Below are 16214 nucleotides of genomic sequence, written 5' to 3' on the forward strand. Positions count from 1 at the left end.
TCACCTTCCGAGTCAGTGCCCCAGATTTCTCAACCAAAAGCGAGAAAAAGCCCAACAAAATGGATTGTGTTAGGGGTAATTATGCTAATCGTACTACTCTTCCCAAAGCCCAAGCTCATAACTTATGAAAAATTAGGACTCGTTTCGCAAAGTGTTTACTGGGGAGGGCTGCCTGGCATTGACCCTGTATTATTTGACTCTCACTTGCACCCTCGCCCAGCCCTAGACAGGGATACACTGTATCTGTGTGCAGATCTTAACAATCCTGATAGCTGTCAAAAATATCAAATAATTGAGCAAAACGGTTTTATTTCAGCTTTGAAAAAACTGCTTTTAGATTAAAAAAACTAATCTGAAAATTACAAAAATACTCGCTTGAAGCATGGTCAAATGATCACCATAATGGCGCTCCTTTAATCAACGACGGAAGACCAAACAGACCATGCTCAACGAGTTCAACTGGCTCATTAATATTGTATTGTTAGCGCTAGGCTTAGGCGCATTTTTTATCAATCAGATCACGCTGTTGCGTGCTGCTGCTATAGCGGCTTGTAGTCTGTTGTTTCTATCGTTCAGTTTGGACTTTGTAAATACCACGGTTGTTTCCAATCTAAGTTTGATTTTAATTAATACTTTTTATTTATTTAAAGTCTACACATTCGGGCAAATCGAACTTAGCTAGTAGTCATCTACGTCTGACTAAGCTAAAATCTCAGCCATACTCTACAGTGGTTTTTACAGGTGCAGTATGGCTATGACAGACGAAGAATTATTTTTAGCATCAATGGGGGATGTCACTCCATTAGCTCAATCCAATCAAGTAGAGCTTAGCCGTCTTAAGCACTCTCCTACCCTAGCACAGCTTGAGAAACGACGAGCTGCACAGCAAGAAATAGATTTTGACGCTAATTTCCTATCCACAGAATATGTTGATTTACTCGACCCTCATGATCTTTTGCATTACAAAAAATCAGGTGTTCAAGAAGGGGTTTATAAAAACTTACGTTTAGGTAAGTATCAAATTGACGCAACGCTGGATCTACACGGTAGAACTTTTCATGAGGCTCGAAGGGCCCTGTTTGACTTCGTTATGGATTGTCAGCAAAGGAACATACGTGTGCAATTGATCAGGCACGGTATTGGACTCAAAAGCAAACCATTCCCAGCGATACTAAAAAGCTACGTCAACAAATGGCTGCAAGAAATGCCACAAGTATTAGCCTTTCATAGCGCGCTAAGTTGCCACGGTGGTAGCGCCGCAACTTATGTTCTACTTAAAAAAAGTGAAGAAAAGAAATTAGAAAATAGAGAGTTACACGCTAGGCGTTAGCATGTACCACGCTTTTATCATGCTTAGGCAATTCATTAGCCTGAGCCTTGGTAAACCAAGCGGACACCCCCAAAATGATGACAGAAAAAAGGATAATTGAGAATTTAACACCACTTTGTTTACTTTTCATCTTAGCCTCCTGTTTTTATTATTTTTTATTAATCTACTGAATAATCCCTTAACGAACAAGATGTTTTTATATACAGCAACATGAACGATAAGTGAACTTTTTGTAACACATGAGGTACAAGGTTCAAATATTTCAGATTGTTAGTTAATACTTATATTTAGATGACTTAGTGATTTTTTTCAAAATTTTATACATATTTAATCAATAACCTAGCTCTCTATCTACCTGATTGCAAATTCGCTCATTGTTTATCAAGGCAATATAATTTGCAGCTATTTGCTCGCAAGCGGTATCAATACTAGTTAACGCTGCACAATGAGGTGTTACTGTGATAGTTGGATGTAACCAAAACGGATGTCCTTCTTCTAAGGGCTCTTGCGCAAACACATCTAAGCACGCTCCAGCCAGTTCACCATTATCCAAAGCCCAAAGTAAGTCCGCCTCATTAATATGCTGGCCTCTGGCTACATTTATCAATACGCAATGATTGGGCAGCTGTGCAAACAAGGTGCGATTTAGTATACCTTTTGTGTGCTCGGTAAGTGGTAACAGACAGACCAGGTAATCCAATTCTGATAAAAATGCTGATAAATGTGCTTCACCCGCATAGCAACTAACGTCTGACAAGCTTTTTTGTGTCGCTGACCAACCGCTTACTTTAAAGTTATTATCAATAAGACGTTTGGCAACTACCTTACCAAGTTCTCCTAGCCCCAAAATACCGACATGTGTTCCTTGATGCGCCCGTTTAGGCTTCCAGATATGTTGTGATTGCTGAGTGAAATATTGTCGCAGTCGTAGTTTGTGAGCAAGGACATGAGTCAAAACATATTCCGCCATATCTGCGGCTAGCTGCTTATCAACAATGCGTGTAACGGCGACGTGCTCAGGCAATAATTGCATTGCAATACCGTCAACTCCCGCGCCATATGATTGAACCACTTCTAGGTTCGGTAACTGAGACCACAGCTCATCTGGAGCCCCCCATGCTAGAACAAAACGAACTTGATGAGGCGCAGAGCAGTGCGGCCACTCATTGATTTCGATATCAGGTAACAAAGACCTTAGCTTCGCAAGTAGCTTTGTGTTATCTCTTCGTGTTACGCATACCAATAAAGACATTCTTCACCTCATCACAATATAGTGTCGCCATGCTAACCAATTCGATGTAAAAAACCCAGCACCACTTTATATTACGCTGCCATCAAGTAATGTCATACAACTGCCAGATATTTGCAACATGGCTGTCACGAGAGATTCCTAATCTAGTGCTAATCGTATCCGATAGGACAGTCATATGATCAGTGTCGATAAAGTGATCGAAGCTAATTTGCCACAGTTAGAACAGTCTCCAAAAGTCAAAGGACTAGTCAAAAAAGGTTTAGGCTATTTATTGCATGAGCAAGAATTTGTTGCGTTTGCTGACACCTACCCACATCTACAAGGCATAGAATTTGTCGAGCAAGTACTTGATGAGCTAGACTTTGATGCACGCTATAAACCAAAACAAATCGAGCATATTCCCAGTGAGGGAGGTTTGGTGATCGTTGCCAATCATCCAATAGGCTCACTGGATGCATTGGCTTTAATCCGCGTGATCACAAAAGTTCGTCCAGATTTAAAAGTTGTGGCGAATAGAATGTTGATGTCAATCACCCCAATGCATTCGCTGCTGTTGCCCGTAGACAACCTATCTGGCACCAGCCAAAAGCAAGAGCTAGCCAACATTCAAGAGCACCTTAAACAAGAAGGTGCTTTACTGATATTTCCGGCCGGCGAAGTATCTCGTCTAAGCCCAACTGGGATAAAGGATTGTAAGTGGAACTCTGGCTTTTTGAGAATGGCCAAAAAAGCAAACTGCCCCATTTTACCTGTCTATATCAAGGCAAAAAACAGTCCGTTGTTTTATGGTACTTCAATGATTTATAAACCTTTGGCAAGTTTGCTGTTAGTCAAAGAGATGTTTAAGCAACGACAAAAGTCACTGGAGTTCGAAATCGGAGCATCAATTCCTCCTGAGTCATATTTAATTGAGAACCTAAAGGACAAAGAAATTGTTGGCCTTATCCGCAAACAGTTATACCGCCTTAGTAGCAAAAAAACGCTACCATTAAAGACTCGAACACCGATCGCCGTTTCTGAATGTCGAAAAGAGCTAAAGAAAGCACTCGAAACTTGCGAACTTCTCGGCCAAACGCACGACGGTATGCAAATTTACCTCTATCAATACCAAGGTAGCTCAGTCATATTCAGAGAACTTGGCAGATTAAGAGAAATCGCCTTTCGCGCTGTTGGAGAAGGCAGTGGTAAACGCCGCGATATAGATAAGTATGACATGCACTATCAGCACTTAGTACTTTGGGACCCTAGTCAATTGGAGTTGGTCGGTGCATATCGCCTTGCAAGCGCAAAACAGGTACTCAAAGACTATGGCCAGCAAGGCCTGTACACTGACAGTCTATTCAACTACAGCGATAAAATGCAGCCATATTTTCAACACGGTCTGGAACTTGGCCGCAGTTTTGTACAACCCAAGTATTGGGGAAGAAAAAGCCTAGATTATCTTTGGTACGGCATTGGTGCATTTATTAAACGCTACCCAGAACACCGCTACTTGTTCGGCGCGGTAAGTTTATCAAACAGTTTGCCCGACGAAGCAAAAGCCATGTTGGTTTATCATTATTCACATTACTTCTCATCGTTACCAAGTCACGCCGAACCAAAAAACGAATACAAACTAACTAGCCAACAAATTAGTCAGTATCAAGAGCTATTTGATGGCGAAGACATGAAGGAAGATTTTGCTGAACTAAAACATGTATTAGCTAATATGGGAGCTCAAGTTCCAACTCTATTTAAGCAGTACACGGAGCTTTGCGAAAACGATGGCGCTAACTTTTTATGCTTTAGCATCGACCCTGATTTTAATAACTGTATTGATGGTTTAGTCCTAGTTGATTTAACTAAAATCAAACCTCAAAAAGCAAAACGCTACCTAGGATAAGGATGTTCAGCGGCGTGTATACCATACTTAATACACGCCTGCTGCATCTTCGTTATCACGCAAAACCATAGTACACTTTGATTTATGTATGATTTAAAAGTTGCTCAGCCATGGTTAAGTTTTTGGCACAGTGTATTGTTGTGGTGTGCGTATTTTTGCTTATCACCGCATATCAAGAAAAAGACATGCTCAGTGAAGACGGTGCTCAACAAGCCCCTTATTTCTCTCTTGCAACTATCACGGACGATCAACGCATAGACCTAGCATCGCTACAGGGACAAAAAACCATACTGTATTTTTTTGCGCCTTGGTGCCATGTTTGCAAACTCAGTATGCCAAATTTGAACAACGTATATAAACAGCAAAATATTAATGTTGTTGCTATTGCTCTAGATTATGAAAATAAAGAACAAGTTCAACACTTTACTGATGAGCTTGAATTATCAATGCCAGTACTTTTAGGTAATCACAATATCAGGGCCAACTACAAAGTAAGTGCCTATCCAAGCTATTATGTACTCGATGAAAAAAGTAACATCATCGAGCGCTCCACTGGCTACTCAAGCGAATTAGGTTTGCGCATGAGAATGTAAATTTATGTGGTAAAGGCCAACAATTCATTACGTAAACCTAAAAGTCTTAAACATTACATATAGATACACTGTCTCCTGTCATTAAGGACTAATTTCAGGAAACGAATCATGCTCAATCTCGCTCAAAGGTTAACTTTTCAACTTAGCCCCATCATGTTGTGTTTAACTATAAATGCACAAGCTCAAGACGCGCCTAAAGAAATGGAACATATAGAAGTACACTATAAGCGCAGCAGTATTACCAGCACCATCACAGAAAACACCGAGAAGCTGGTCGAAATGCCAGGAGCTATGGGTGACCCACTGCGGGCCGTCTATGCTTTACCTGGTGTTGTTGCCGCTGGAGGCTCTATGGGTGAACCTGCGGTTAGAGGTTCATCTCCAAGTGATAATATTTTCGAAGTCGATTTTATGCCCGCAGGCTACATCTTTCATGACTTTGGTAGTTCCATTTTCAACCGTCATATCATCCAAGATTTTCAGTTATATTCGGCAGGCTACGGCGCGGCATATAGCAATGCGACCGGTGCCGTGTTTGATGTCAATTTGCGTAACCCTAAGTATCAACCGCTGACAACCACTCTAGATTTCACTATGTTCAACGCGGGTATATTTTTAGAGGGTCAAACTACTGAAAACACTGCATTCTATGTTTCTGCTCGCAAAAGTACATTGCCCTTGTTTTTCTCAGCAGGCGAAGAGTTGGAAGATGATGAGGGCAACCCTAATGGCGTAGTAATTAATGATGCTCCTGATGATCACGACTATCAAGGAAAGTGGCTATGGGACATAGATAACAACAACACCCTAACCTTTAATTTTACAGGCGCTGAAGATTCGGCTGCCGCCGGATTCAATGAACGCGCAGATCTTGCCAAAAAAACCCCCGAGTTTCAGGGCGACGCAAGGTTTATTCGTGAATTTAACAGTCAAAGCCTGCTTTGGGATCACTACCATAAAGACTTTCACCTAAGAGTGGGTGTCGGTGCGCTCGATCATTCAGGTCGCCTTGAGTATGGTAAACAAACTACCCTCAGTGCAGGTTATTTTGAGCAGGAGAGTGAGCAGCAATATAGCTACAAAGCACAGCTTAATTATCGCATTAATCAAAAGCATAGACTCATTACCGATTTCGCTTATTTTGACAATGAAACCACCTATAGCTACGACACATTCCAATACCTATGTACTGAACTTGACCCTGATTGCGACCTAAAAAAAGGCAGCCCTATTCAAGGGAATCAGCAAGTTGACATCGATTCTGCATTTATTGGCTTTACCCATGTGTGGCAGCTATCAGACAAGTTGCACTCAGAGCTTGGTATTCAACTACAGCATAATGACTACACCAAAGAGCACTTCACTATGCCTCGCTTGGCGTTAAATTATTATGTCACTGATGACAGCACTATCACCGCCAAATTCGGGCGATACAATCGTATGCAGGATATTGACTACATCATTCCAAAAGTGGGTAACCCAGCACTAAAATCTCAAACATCCAATCACTTTACGCTGGGGTTTGAGCAACAGCTTCAGAACGAGTGGTCTTGGTCTATTGAGGGTTATTATAAAACTATGGATAACCTGCCGCTGGCGATTGAACCAAACGCGCCTGATGCACATATGCTCTATAGTAATCAGGTTGAGGGAAAAGCTTATGGTGTCGACTTGTTACTAAGCAAAAATAAGACTGACAACTGGTATGGCTGGGTAGCCCTTAGCTATGCCAAGAGTGAACGCACAGACACAAGACACCAGGTTACCCAAGATTATTTTGCCGACACACCTTTGGTGTTTAATGCGGTTTTCCACTATGAGATCAATGAACTATGGGAAGGAGGTTTCAACTTTACTGCTCGCAGTGGACAAGCCTATACCCCTATTGTTGGTGTACGAGAAAACCCAGGCTACGAGAACCACTTCTTACCCATTTATGGTGAACCTTTCTCAGAGCGTCATGACCTGTACCATAGGCTAGACATACGTTTTGAGAGAAAAACCCAATTATTCGGACTCAACGGCAAGCTTATCCTTGAATTAATGAATGCCTATGGACAAAAAAATGTGAGCTATATCGACCTAGACTATAAAAAAATGAACACTGTCGATGACTTACATATAAAAGAGGAAGAAGACGACTTCGAAATGCGTCCTTCTATTGGTTTCAGTGTCACCTTCTAAGGAAACTTTGGGTGCCTCTAAGGGCTTGCGTTTAACAGCCAAGTCCTTATTTCAATACAGCGATGATTGCCCACGCCCTTTCTCTAAGGGTAACTGACAATGCCCGCATAGCTCCTTGCAAAAGGCTTGTGTTTTATTCCCTAGCCCTGCATGATCTCAGCGTTATTTGAATTTAGGAGCTATCATGCCAAAAGCCTGTGCCTACCATATCCTGGTAAAAACCGAAAAAGAATGTCTAGCAATCAAAGACAAGCTCGCCAAAGGTGGAGATTTCAACAAACTAGCCAAACAATATTCGATTTGCCCGTCAAAAAAGCGCGGAGGCGACTTAGGTGAATTTAACAAAGGTGACATGGTTAAAGCATTTGATGATGTGGTGTTTAAAAAACCTCTTTTCGAAGTACACGGTCCGGTAAAAACCAAATTTGGCTATCACTTAATCAAAACAGTTTATAGAACATAAAATGGGGCCCTAAGGCCCCACTCAAACTTCATACCTGACAAAATTATTCAAAATAGAAGTTATATTCATCGAGTAAGGCTTTAACTTTGGCGTCGTTACTAAGCTTACTGACCACTTCAGGAATAGTCGACTTAACCCAAGTCACAATGTCTTTATCTAACTTTCTATCATACTGAGCCAACCAAATATTATCCGATTCGGTGACATTTTTAATGAAACTATACTCAGTAAGTAGCTGTCCATTAACCAGTATTCTATAAGATAGCTTTAAGTCTTTGTTACTAACCACTGGCAATATGCCTAAAGTGCTCGCAGATAAAAGAATGGATGTAGCTTCAGCAGCCGCTCCACCTGAAGTCGTATCCTGCTCTAAATAAGCGACAACTTTTATTGGACTACCTGGTAACTCGGCTGAAATATCAGCAAACATTGGATAGGCTTTAAGCTCATCCATAAGGAAGTCATCTACGATATTTATGAATTGCGCTGGTGGCAACACTAGAGAAGCTTTTACGTGCAGGCTTGTAACCATTAGAAACGCGATAACTGATAAAATAAGTACTTTTTTCACAATTTAGTTCCTGTTATTGATAACACGCAATTGATGTTGTTGACTCTAGAGTAAGTTTTGTGGAGACAATGTCGTTTCTTTTTCCTTGCTTAAACGGGATATTGTGTTTATTCAGAAACTTCTTAATCATTTCTGGCGTTGTTGCAAAGTTCACATTTTGCGGTATTACACCCTGCTCAATTAGACTTTTTGTATTAAGTGAACTTGTCGTTACTCCCAATAATTCGTTATTGTCTGAAACCAAAGGTCCACCGCTTGAACCTGGTTGCACAGGTGCACTAAATTGATAAGTAGACTTTGAACCTGATAAGCCCTTTACTGATGTAATGTTACCGAATGTCATATTTGGCGATGATTCCAGTAACCCTTCTAATGGGTAGCTAACTGATGTAAGTTTTTCACCTAACTCTAGTGAATTTTCTGAAGGCAACTGTAGGTAACTAGAACTCTCTTTACCCGATTTAATTACGGCTAAATCTAGTAGAGTACTACTTGCATCTGCTTGAACTGCCTTATATTCATCACCTACTTTTACTTTTGTAACTAAACAACTTCTCAAAACATGCGCCGCAGTAAGTAAGTCACCGTCTTGATTGATGTAAAAACCAGTACCTGTACTAATCGGTTTTTCATTAATTAGTTTGTCTAAGTCAAAACCAGCTAAAGACACTAAGGGTATATTTGACACTTGGCTAGCGTGCTTATTCACAAATCGTGATAGAACAGCTAACATTGCCTTATAAGAAGAATTATAAAAGCCTGCATCACTATTTAGGTAGTTATACCCACTTGTCTCTACAACTTCATCTTTAAACAAAGAGTTACCGTCTGACGTAAACACTTCATAATTTAAAGTTATTTTTAGGTCACCAGCTTCCAAGTCCCAAGTTGGGTCAAGCTTAAATACGTACTGAGCATCTTGCTTGCTTTCAAACCAACTAAATTCGTTAAAATAGTTATTGAAAATAGAGTGAGTCGCTTCTGTTAACGCCTTACCTGGTTTATGGATGCGACCCACAGCAAAAAACTCACTCTTGAGTTTACTATTAGGTACATACACAGCTACCTTTGTTTGCAAAGGTAAAACAATATCTTTATTTACCTTGTATTTTTTATTTGAAACCGTGTTTGGTTTCACTCGGGTTGTGCTATTACACCCTGCAAGTAAGCTACTACAAATTGCAATAAGCATTAATAATCTGAGCATTTTTATGCCTTTCAAAATTTCAAAGGGCGGTACAATACGCTTTTCTCCTCAAAATATAAAGCTCAAATAATGCACGACTGTGAAAATTTATGACAAGCACCGCCCCCTCTCATTGCCAAGTAAAGTTTATCTTTTGACTGTATACAGCAAAGATCGACTATTTAAATAAGCATTCTAAATTTTCGATTAGTACAATAGCTTTTAATCACTTTTTTTTACGTTCATTTCTTCTACACTGTACTTAGTTCAATTCAAGAGGATTTTTTATGTTTACAGTAATTTTTGGCCGTGAAGGTTGTCCCTATTGCGTACGTGCAAAAGAAGTTGCTGAACGTTTAAGTGTACAACGTGACGATTTTAAGTTCCGTTATGTAGATATTATCAAAGAGGGCGTGAGCAAAGCCGACTTAGAAAAATCGGCGGGCAAACCGTGTCCAACAGTGCCACAAATATTTATCGACGAAAACCATATTGGTGGTTTTACTGAATTTGAAGCCTACGCCAAAGAAAATTTAGACCTTTACAATTAAACTCAACAAACTCTCATAAAAAAACCGAGCCATGAGCTCGGTTAAAAAACGTTCGACAATAGCAACTTAGTAAACACATTGTTAATTACCTAATTCAAAAACGATTAAAAAACGTACAACTTCAACCACATATAAAATAGTTCCAATTAGTACAAGCATTTGATGCGCTTTTCCTATACAATGCGCGCCTCTTTAAATTCGTTGAGGCGCATTAATGTCAGAACCAGTCACGTTTAAATCTTTAGATCTTTCTCCTGCAATTTTAAAAGCAGTCGAAGAGCAAGGATACAAGACACCATCTGAGATCCAAGCTCAATGTATACCGTTATTGCTAGAAAGAAAGGACGTACTGGGACTAGCGCAGACGGGTACAGGTAAAACAGCAGCATTTGCATTACCATTATTGAACAATATTGACCCGGCTACTAAGCAGCCACAAATTTTGGTGTTAACACCAACTCGTGAACTTGCCATTCAGGTGGCAGAAGCATTTGAACAATATGCTAAATACACTAAAGGTGTTGAAGTACTCGCACTGTATGGTGGACAGAGCTATGGCATTCAGTTGAGCGCATTGCGCCGCGGTGCACAAATCATTGTTGCTACTCCGGGCCGCTTAATTGACCATATCAACCGCAAGACAATAGATTTGTCTGACTTACGTGCACTTGTGCTAGATGAAGCAGATGAAATGTTACGCATGGGATTCATCGATGATGTTGAAAGCATCATGGAAAAAACGCCGAAAAATAAGCAAACTTGTTTATTCTCTGCAACCATGCCTAAGCAGATCCAATCTATTTGTGCGAAGTACTTAGATAACCCAGAGCAGGTTCATATCTCTGCACGTAACTCTACCGTTTCTACTGTAGAGCAGGTATTTTGGCGTGCAAGCGTACACAAAAACAAGGCCATCGTTCGCTTTTTAGAAGCGGAAGAATATGACGGCGCTATTGTGTTCGTACGTACACGAAATGATACCGTACAGCTTGCAGAATTACTTGAACATGAAGGTTTTTCAGCAGCTCCGCTTAATGGTGATATGAACCAGCAAGCGCGTGAGCGTACTGTCGAGCGTTTGAAAAATGGTTTACTAGATATCGTTATCGCAACAGATGTTGCTGCACGAGGTCTAGACGTTGACCGTTTAAGTTTAGTTATCAACTACGATATTCCACAAGACAGCGAAGCATACGTTCACCGTATCGGTCGTACAGGTCGTGCGGGGCGTAGTGGTAAAGCGATATTGTTCGTAAAGCATAACGAGCGTTATTTACTACGCAATATTGTGCGTCATACTAAATCTGAAATTGCTGAAGTTGAGCTTCCTACCGCTAAAGTGGTTGAAGCTAAGCGCATCGCAAGCTTACAAACTAAGCTTTCTACCGCTCTTGAGCACAAAGACATCACGTTCTTTAATGATGTAGCGAAAGATTTAGCGCAAAAGCTTGAGTTAAGTGCTGAAGATTTAGCAGGTGCATTACTTTGTTTAGCTCAGCAGCAATCACCACTGAAAGTGGAAGAGATCAAGTTCCAACGCGAACGTCGCGAACGTGATGACCGTCGTGATGACCGTCGTGAAGGTCGTGGTCGTGATGCTGCTCGCGGTGAGCGTAAAGGCCGTGAACGTGCTCCTGAACGTTCTGGTGAGCGTTCAGATCGTGGTCCACGTAACAGCTCACAAGGCCCTATGGATACATATCGTATCGAAGTAGGTCGTGATCATGGTGTTCAAGTTAAGAACATTGTAGGTGCAATTGCGAACGAAGCTGATATTTCAAGCAAGTTTATCGGTGACATCCGTCTGTTCAATGAACACAGTACGGTTCAGTTACCACAAAACATGCCTGCTGATGTCGTATCACACTTCCAGAATGTGTTTATCTGTAAGCGTCCGATGAAGCTAACTAAGAGCTCACACCCAGCTGATCAGGCTGGTAGTTCTGAGCCTCGTGGTGAAAGAAAGCGTAGCTTTAAAGACCCACGCAGTGAAGGCAAACGTCCACCTCGTCGTGATGGTGAACGCAAAGAGCGTAGAGCTGTAAGCTTCAGCTAATCTCATAAAGTAGCAACTTGATTGCTCATTAAAAAAAGCCGCTTTTTGAAGCGGCTTTTTTGTTTTCCAAATTGAAAGTGCTTTACGTAACTCGATGAGCATCAATGCATTAAATACCCCTACCCACCTTCAGAGATAGATGAATAAACAGCTTTATGCTACATTTTTGAACATATTTAAAAACCGAGCATTCATATGGCCCTGCTTTATCGTTGTTACCACTTTATCCTCAAATGCATCGTTATTTTAGTTGGTGTACCTAACCCCAAATTACATCGCGGCAATAACGCACTCCAAAGCGCTTTACAGGCGCTCAAACTCAAAAAACAGTCTCATGTGCTGGTAGTCACTGACCGTACTCTCGTTAAGCTTCCCGAGACAGTAAAACTACTCGATATCATCAAGCAACAACAACTTGAAGCAGTCGTTTTTTGTGACGTTAGTCCAAACCCTACGATAGAAAATGTTGAGCAAGGCTATGACAGTTACTGCCATAGCCACTGTTGCGCCATCATTGCCATCGGAGGAGGCTCAGTCATCGACTGTGCCAAGCTAATTGGAGCCAAAACTGTCAAGCCAAATAAAGCGATAACAGACTTCAAAGGCCTGTTTAAAATACTCAAGCGCCTGCCACCTAATATTGCCATCCCGACTACCGCTGGTACCGGCGCAGAAACAACCGTTGCAGCGGTTGTTAACGACTCAAAAGAGCAACAAAAATACGCAGCTACGGATTTCTCGTTGGTACCGCAACACGCCGTACTGCTACCTGAACTGACCACCAGTTTGCCAAAACACTTAACAGCCACAACGGCGATAGATGCCCTGACTCATGCAATAGAGGCACTGCTAAGCATCAACTGCTTACGCTATAGTAAAGAGCGGGCCCTTCAGGCTTGTGATTTAATTTTTAGCTATTTACCAAGTGCCTACCAAAATGGTAAAGACTTGTACGCAAGAGAACAGCTTTTATTAGCCTCATTTTATGCGGGACAGGCGTTTACTCGTACTTCAGTGGGGTACGTACATGCTATTTCGCACCAGCTCAGTGCCAACTATGGCACAGCTCATGGATTATCAAATGCAGTGTTATTGTTACCGGTGTTACGCTGGTATGGCACGCGTATTGATAATACGCTGGCTTTAATTGCGCGTGAATGCCGACTAACGTCTTTAGATTACCCCATAGCGCGTCAGGCAGAAGATTTGCTCACTCATATTGAACAACTTCTGAGTGACATGCATATTCAAACTACTTTTAGTGAGCTGCGCGATGAGGATATTGATGCCCTTGCTAAGTCGGCGCTAAAAGAAGCCCACCCTGACTACCCAGTGCCACATTTTATGAACCTGCAAGAGTGTAGAGGTATTTTAACATCCGTCAGCGTTACAGCTTAAAGCGACTAACTAATTCGGTCAGTGAATTTGCAAAGCGACTGAGCGATTCACTGGCCTGTGCCATGTGCTGCATTTCGCTGGCGTTATCTTTAGCGGTTTTCTGAGCGTTTTCCATCACACTCTCGATTTGTTGACAATGAGATACCTGTTCATTGGCCGCTCCGCTGGCGCGGCTACTCAATTCATTAACTTGAACCAATACTTGCTCAATCTGGCCAATCGCCTCAGATAAAGACTCACTGCGTGCTGCACATTCCTGCGTACCTGATTGCCCCTCTAAAATAGCACTGTTAGCCAATTTTGTATCCTGTTGTAACGACTCGATCATAGTGTTGATCTCGCTGGTTGATGACTGCGTGCGTGCAGCCAGCGTTCTGACTTCATCAGCAACAACCGCAAAGCCGCGGCCTTGTTCACCCGCTCGAGCCGCTTCAATTGCAGCGTTCAGTGCAAGTAAATTGGTTTGCTCTGCAATTGAGATAATTGTGTCTAAAATAGACTCTATGTTTTGGCTACGTTGTGTTAATTTCTCCATAACCTCAACTGTGTCTGCCATTTTACTATTGAGCGACAACATATGTTGTTTGTTATCATTGGCTATCTCATTGACGCTCAAACTTTGCTGTTCTGCTTCTTTGATGCTACTAAGCGTCGTAGCTGACTCATCGCTAACTTGTTGAGCACTAAGTGCTATTTGTGAGGCCAATCCTGCCGCGCTATCGATGCGCTGCAATTGCTGTTGGGCATTTTTCGCAAGTGTTTGACTACGTTGCTGGGTCGAGTCTGACATATGCTCCAATTCATGGACCTTTTTATTAATGTCTTCCAATAGCACTCGAAGACTATCTTTTACACGATTAATATTATCGATCAACATGCCAAACTCATCATCGCTACGTTTTTTCATGTCTCTTGAAAAGTCGCCTTGAGCCAGATACCCAAGCATTTTGTTCACGGCAGCCAACGGCCCTAGCATCGCACGACTTGTTGAAGTAGCGATAAAGATAGCAAGGACAATAAACACCACAGCCATAATCAACGCGGCTTTTTGTGCTTGCTGAATTTTTTGTTCCGCAATGTTTTCATAATAATTAAATTGATCATCAGCGGCTTTTTGTAAGCCCTCTAGCGTATTTTGAATTCGCTCCGTTGCCTGCTCGGCTTGCTGGTAAGCTTTCTCTGATTGTGCCAATGCTGATAACTTCATCGCCACACTTTGATACAGGCTTCCAGGCTCATCTACCAGAGCCGTAATTAAAGCTAATTGCTCACTAAACTCTGATAGTAATTCCTCTGCATCTAACCCCTGTGACTGGCGCTTTAAAAATTGCAGATTGTCGCGAATGTTACCTAATAAAAATCGTACATCGTCTTGTTGAGCCTGCCAGTTCTGCCCTTCAAACTGATTCACCACCTTCACATTATCACTTAGGGTATACATCATGTCATCAATGCGAATACCCGTGCCCGCTACTTCCGCAAGCTGACGTGCATTGGTTGTCTCTATCAACTCTAGATTAAGCATGGCATCGCTAGCGAGGCTACGGTACTGTTCAAATTGCTGGATCTGGTTACTAATAAGCTGCCTTTGCTCTATCGCTGTAAGCTTTGCTGATAATAAGGACTTTGCTTCGCGCTCGATACCTTTACTCACTGAGACTATCGTATTCAAAAGTGCGGTAAATTGTTGTTTGTCTTGAGTGATATTTTGAAGTGTAGACAATTGCTTTTGATACATTTGCTGTTGTTCAATAAAACGCTGCTCTATAACTCTCAACCGATCCCTATCATTTTCACTGTAAGCTTTTGAGATTAATTTGCTCAGCGTACTTTGTTGTAATTGCAGGGTGTTGGCAGTTTTTAAAATAGGTAACGCAACACTTTTTACTTCAGTGTTGGCATGGTTGATTTGCTTTAAAGCAGTATAGGCAAGGCCACTTGATATCAAAAGTAAAATACCCAAGCTGGTAAAGCCTAAAATAATTTTTTGCTTGATGGTAAGTTGTTTAAACATTTGGGCCACAGTGCAAAGAGCACACTCCTAATACAAATCAAAAGGTTAATATTTCACACATCTTCAGAAATTAGAATAAAAACTTTAAAATATATTGTTATATCAAACCTCTAAATTGCAAAAAACACAAAAAACCTAATTAAACATGGCACAACAGAGCTAACTCAACAACTTTATGTGCTAACTTTTGCTCTATCAATATATGAAATTCAAACTTTTGGATAAATTCATCTATGCAACAGCAGACCTTATTAGCAGCAAAACAGTTACTAAGCCAGTCAAGTCTAGCAGTTTTATCTACCTTATCTAAGGCTATGCCTGGCTACCCTTTTGGCTCAACCGTCCATTTTATCTCTGATGCCTCTGGAGGGGTTTACCTCTTTATCAGTGATTTAGCACAGCATACAAAGAACCTGAGTCTGTCTCCAAAGCTGTCTCTCACCGTTTTTGCTTCTGACCTTACGCAAACTGCCGATGCATCAAGGTTAACCTTACTCGCAGACGCGAAAAAACTAGCAAAAGCAGACAGCCAGTCACTCATCGAGCAATTTGTACAGCAGATCCCAAGCGCCTCACAGTATGCTCAACTAGCAGATTTTTATATTTGGCAACTAGATATCGTTCGAGTGAGGTTTATATCTGGATTTGGCGAAATATTCTGGCTGGAAAAAGACCAATGGCATATACCGAACGAACTCGAATAGGAAAATGTCGCGTATTCTGCTAGGGTGTTA

At 41.4% G+C, this 16214-nt stretch carries 16 protein-coding genes; 11 read left to right on the plus strand and 5 right to left on the minus strand.

Features of this window, described 5'->3' with window-relative positions; all coding sequences use genetic code 11:
* Window positions 1-81 precede the first annotated feature (81 nt).
* From BIW53_RS21085 to smrA, 3 genes are all read left to right on the plus strand, one after another.
* Window positions 82-342 carry a hypothetical protein gene (locus BIW53_RS21085; RefSeq protein ID WP_245699417.1) on the plus strand — a complete coding sequence of 87 codons (261 nt, stop codon included), beginning with the start codon at window positions 82-84 and terminating at the stop codon, window positions 340-342.
* Window positions 343-442: 100 nt separating this feature from the next.
* Complete coding sequence (locus tag BIW53_RS21090; RefSeq protein WP_070992577.1) at window positions 443-682, plus strand: hypothetical protein; 240 nt, start codon at window positions 443-445, stop codon at window positions 680-682.
* Window positions 683-748: 66 nt separating this feature from the next.
* Window positions 749-1330, plus strand: coding sequence for a DNA endonuclease SmrA (gene smrA / locus BIW53_RS13740; RefSeq protein WP_070992578.1), 582 nt, complete (start codon window positions 749-751; stop codon window positions 1328-1330).
* Here smrA and BIW53_RS20945 read toward each other — a convergent pair.
* The gene (locus BIW53_RS20945; RefSeq protein WP_175442144.1) at window positions 1320-1460 is read right to left on the minus strand and encodes a hypothetical protein; all 141 of its coding nucleotides are present in this window, start codon (window positions 1458-1460) and stop codon (window positions 1320-1322) included. The genes smrA and BIW53_RS20945 overlap by 11 nt on opposite strands.
* Window positions 1461-1661: 201 nt before the next feature.
* Window positions 1662-2582, minus strand: a complete 921-nt coding sequence (locus tag BIW53_RS13745; RefSeq protein ID WP_070992579.1) for a 2-hydroxyacid dehydrogenase — start codon at window positions 2580-2582, stop codon at window positions 1662-1664.
* Window positions 2583-2757: 175 nt separating this feature from the next.
* On the opposite strand from BIW53_RS13745, the gene olsF reads away from it, so the two are divergent.
* From olsF to BIW53_RS13765, 4 genes are all read left to right on the plus strand, one after another.
* A complete protein-coding gene (gene olsF / locus BIW53_RS13750) occupies window positions 2758-4464 on the plus strand; it encodes a bifunctional ornithine lipid synthase OlsF (protein WP_070992580.1) in 1707 nt (568 codons plus the stop codon).
* Between the two features lie 110 nt (window positions 4465-4574).
* Window positions 4575-5057, plus strand: a complete 483-nt coding sequence (locus BIW53_RS13755) for a TlpA family protein disulfide reductase (RefSeq protein ID WP_070992581.1) — start codon at window positions 4575-4577, stop codon at window positions 5055-5057.
* Between the two features lie 108 nt (window positions 5058-5165).
* Window positions 5166-7241: a TonB-dependent receptor plug domain-containing protein gene (locus BIW53_RS13760; protein WP_070992582.1), complete on the plus strand. Its 2076-nt coding sequence runs from the start codon at window positions 5166-5168 to the stop codon at window positions 7239-7241.
* A gap of 184 nt (window positions 7242-7425) precedes the next feature.
* A complete protein-coding gene (locus tag BIW53_RS13765; RefSeq protein ID WP_070992583.1) occupies window positions 7426-7704 on the plus strand; it encodes a peptidylprolyl isomerase in 279 nt (92 codons plus the stop codon).
* Window positions 7705-7747: 43 nt separating this feature from the next.
* Here the strand turns inward: BIW53_RS13765 and BIW53_RS13770 are convergent, their stop codons facing one another.
* Together BIW53_RS13770 and BIW53_RS13775 are read right to left on the minus strand one after the other, a co-directional pair.
* Window positions 7748-8275, minus strand: a complete 528-nt coding sequence (locus tag BIW53_RS13770) for a hypothetical protein (RefSeq protein WP_070992584.1) — start codon at window positions 8273-8275, stop codon at window positions 7748-7750.
* 13 nt (window positions 8276-8288) lie between these two features.
* A complete protein-coding gene (locus tag BIW53_RS13775) occupies window positions 8289-9482 on the minus strand; it encodes a S1 family peptidase (protein WP_084228163.1) in 1194 nt (397 codons plus the stop codon).
* 266 nt (window positions 9483-9748) lie between these two features.
* Between BIW53_RS13775 and BIW53_RS13780 the strand changes: the two genes are divergently transcribed.
* The 3 genes from BIW53_RS13780 to BIW53_RS13790 all read left to right on the plus strand — a co-directional run bounded on the left by BIW53_RS13780 (window position 9749) and on the right by BIW53_RS13790 (window position 13466).
* On the plus strand, window positions 9749-10012 hold the full coding sequence (locus BIW53_RS13780) for a GrxA family glutaredoxin (RefSeq protein ID WP_070992585.1): 264 nt from the start codon (window positions 9749-9751) through the stop codon (window positions 10010-10012).
* 214 nt (window positions 10013-10226) lie between these two features.
* The gene (locus tag BIW53_RS13785; protein WP_070992586.1) at window positions 10227-12068 is read left to right on the plus strand and encodes a DEAD/DEAH box helicase; all 1842 of its coding nucleotides are present in this window, start codon (window positions 10227-10229) and stop codon (window positions 12066-12068) included.
* 195 nt (window positions 12069-12263) lie between these two features.
* A complete protein-coding gene (locus tag BIW53_RS13790; RefSeq protein ID WP_070992587.1) occupies window positions 12264-13466 on the plus strand; it encodes an iron-containing alcohol dehydrogenase in 1203 nt (400 codons plus the stop codon).
* Here the strand turns inward: BIW53_RS13790 and BIW53_RS13795 are convergent.
* Window positions 13456-15480, minus strand: a complete 2025-nt coding sequence (locus tag BIW53_RS13795) for a methyl-accepting chemotaxis protein (protein WP_070992588.1) — start codon at window positions 15478-15480, stop codon at window positions 13456-13458. The two genes, BIW53_RS13790 and BIW53_RS13795, sit on opposite strands and share 11 nt — an antisense overlap.
* A 233-nt stretch (window positions 15481-15713) precedes the next feature.
* Here BIW53_RS13795 and BIW53_RS13800 point away from each other — a divergent pair, with 233 nt between their 5' ends.
* Entirely contained in the window at window positions 15714-16184 is a 471-nt protein-coding gene (locus BIW53_RS13800; protein WP_070992589.1) for a HugZ family pyridoxamine 5'-phosphate oxidase, read from the plus strand.
* Window positions 16185-16214 lie beyond the last annotated feature (30 nt).

It is taken from the genome of Pseudoalteromonas byunsanensis (assembly GCF_001854475.1).
In the GTDB taxonomy this organism is placed as follows: domain Bacteria; phylum Pseudomonadota; class Gammaproteobacteria; order Enterobacterales; family Alteromonadaceae; genus Pseudoalteromonas; species Pseudoalteromonas byunsanensis.

What these genes read in the sequence shown, in the direction of transcription:
- BIW53_RS13755 (WP_070992581.1), top strand. Translation starts at nt 4,575, where the DNA reads ATGGTTAAGTTTTTGGCACAGTGTATTGTTGTGGTGTGCGTATTTTTG.
- BIW53_RS13780 (WP_070992585.1), top strand. Translation starts at nt 9,749, where the DNA reads ATGTTTACAGTAATTTTTGGCCGTGAAGGTTGTCCCTATTGCGTACGT.
- smrA (WP_070992578.1), top strand. Translation starts at nt 749, where the DNA reads ATGGCTATGACAGACGAAGAATTATTTTTAGCATCAATGGGGGATGTC.
- BIW53_RS13745 (WP_070992579.1), bottom strand. Translation starts at nt 2,582, where the DNA reads ATGTCTTTATTGGTATGCGTAACACGAAGAGATAACACAAAGCTACTT.
- BIW53_RS13765 (WP_070992583.1), top strand. Translation starts at nt 7,426, where the DNA reads ATGCCAAAAGCCTGTGCCTACCATATCCTGGTAAAAACCGAAAAAGAA.
- BIW53_RS13790 (WP_070992587.1), top strand. Translation starts at nt 12,264, where the DNA reads ATGGCCCTGCTTTATCGTTGTTACCACTTTATCCTCAAATGCATCGTT.
- BIW53_RS13785 (WP_070992586.1), top strand. Translation starts at nt 10,227, where the DNA reads ATGTCAGAACCAGTCACGTTTAAATCTTTAGATCTTTCTCCTGCAATT.
- BIW53_RS13760 (WP_070992582.1), top strand. Translation starts at nt 5,166, where the DNA reads ATGCTCAATCTCGCTCAAAGGTTAACTTTTCAACTTAGCCCCATCATG.
- olsF (WP_070992580.1), top strand. Translation starts at nt 2,758, where the DNA reads ATGATCAGTGTCGATAAAGTGATCGAAGCTAATTTGCCACAGTTAGAA.
- BIW53_RS13775 (WP_084228163.1), bottom strand. Translation starts at nt 9,482, where the DNA reads ATGCTCAGATTATTAATGCTTATTGCAATTTGTAGTAGCTTACTTGCA.
- BIW53_RS20945 (WP_175442144.1), bottom strand. Translation starts at nt 1,460, where the DNA reads ATGAAAAGTAAACAAAGTGGTGTTAAATTCTCAATTATCCTTTTTTCT.
- BIW53_RS21090 (WP_070992577.1), top strand. Translation starts at nt 443, where the DNA reads ATGCTCAACGAGTTCAACTGGCTCATTAATATTGTATTGTTAGCGCTA.
- BIW53_RS13800 (WP_070992589.1), top strand. Translation starts at nt 15,714, where the DNA reads ATGCAACAGCAGACCTTATTAGCAGCAAAACAGTTACTAAGCCAGTCA.
- BIW53_RS21085 (WP_245699417.1), top strand. Translation starts at nt 82, where the DNA reads ATGCTAATCGTACTACTCTTCCCAAAGCCCAAGCTCATAACTTATGAA.
- BIW53_RS13795 (WP_070992588.1), bottom strand. Translation starts at nt 15,480, where the DNA reads ATGTTTAAACAACTTACCATCAAGCAAAAAATTATTTTAGGCTTTACC.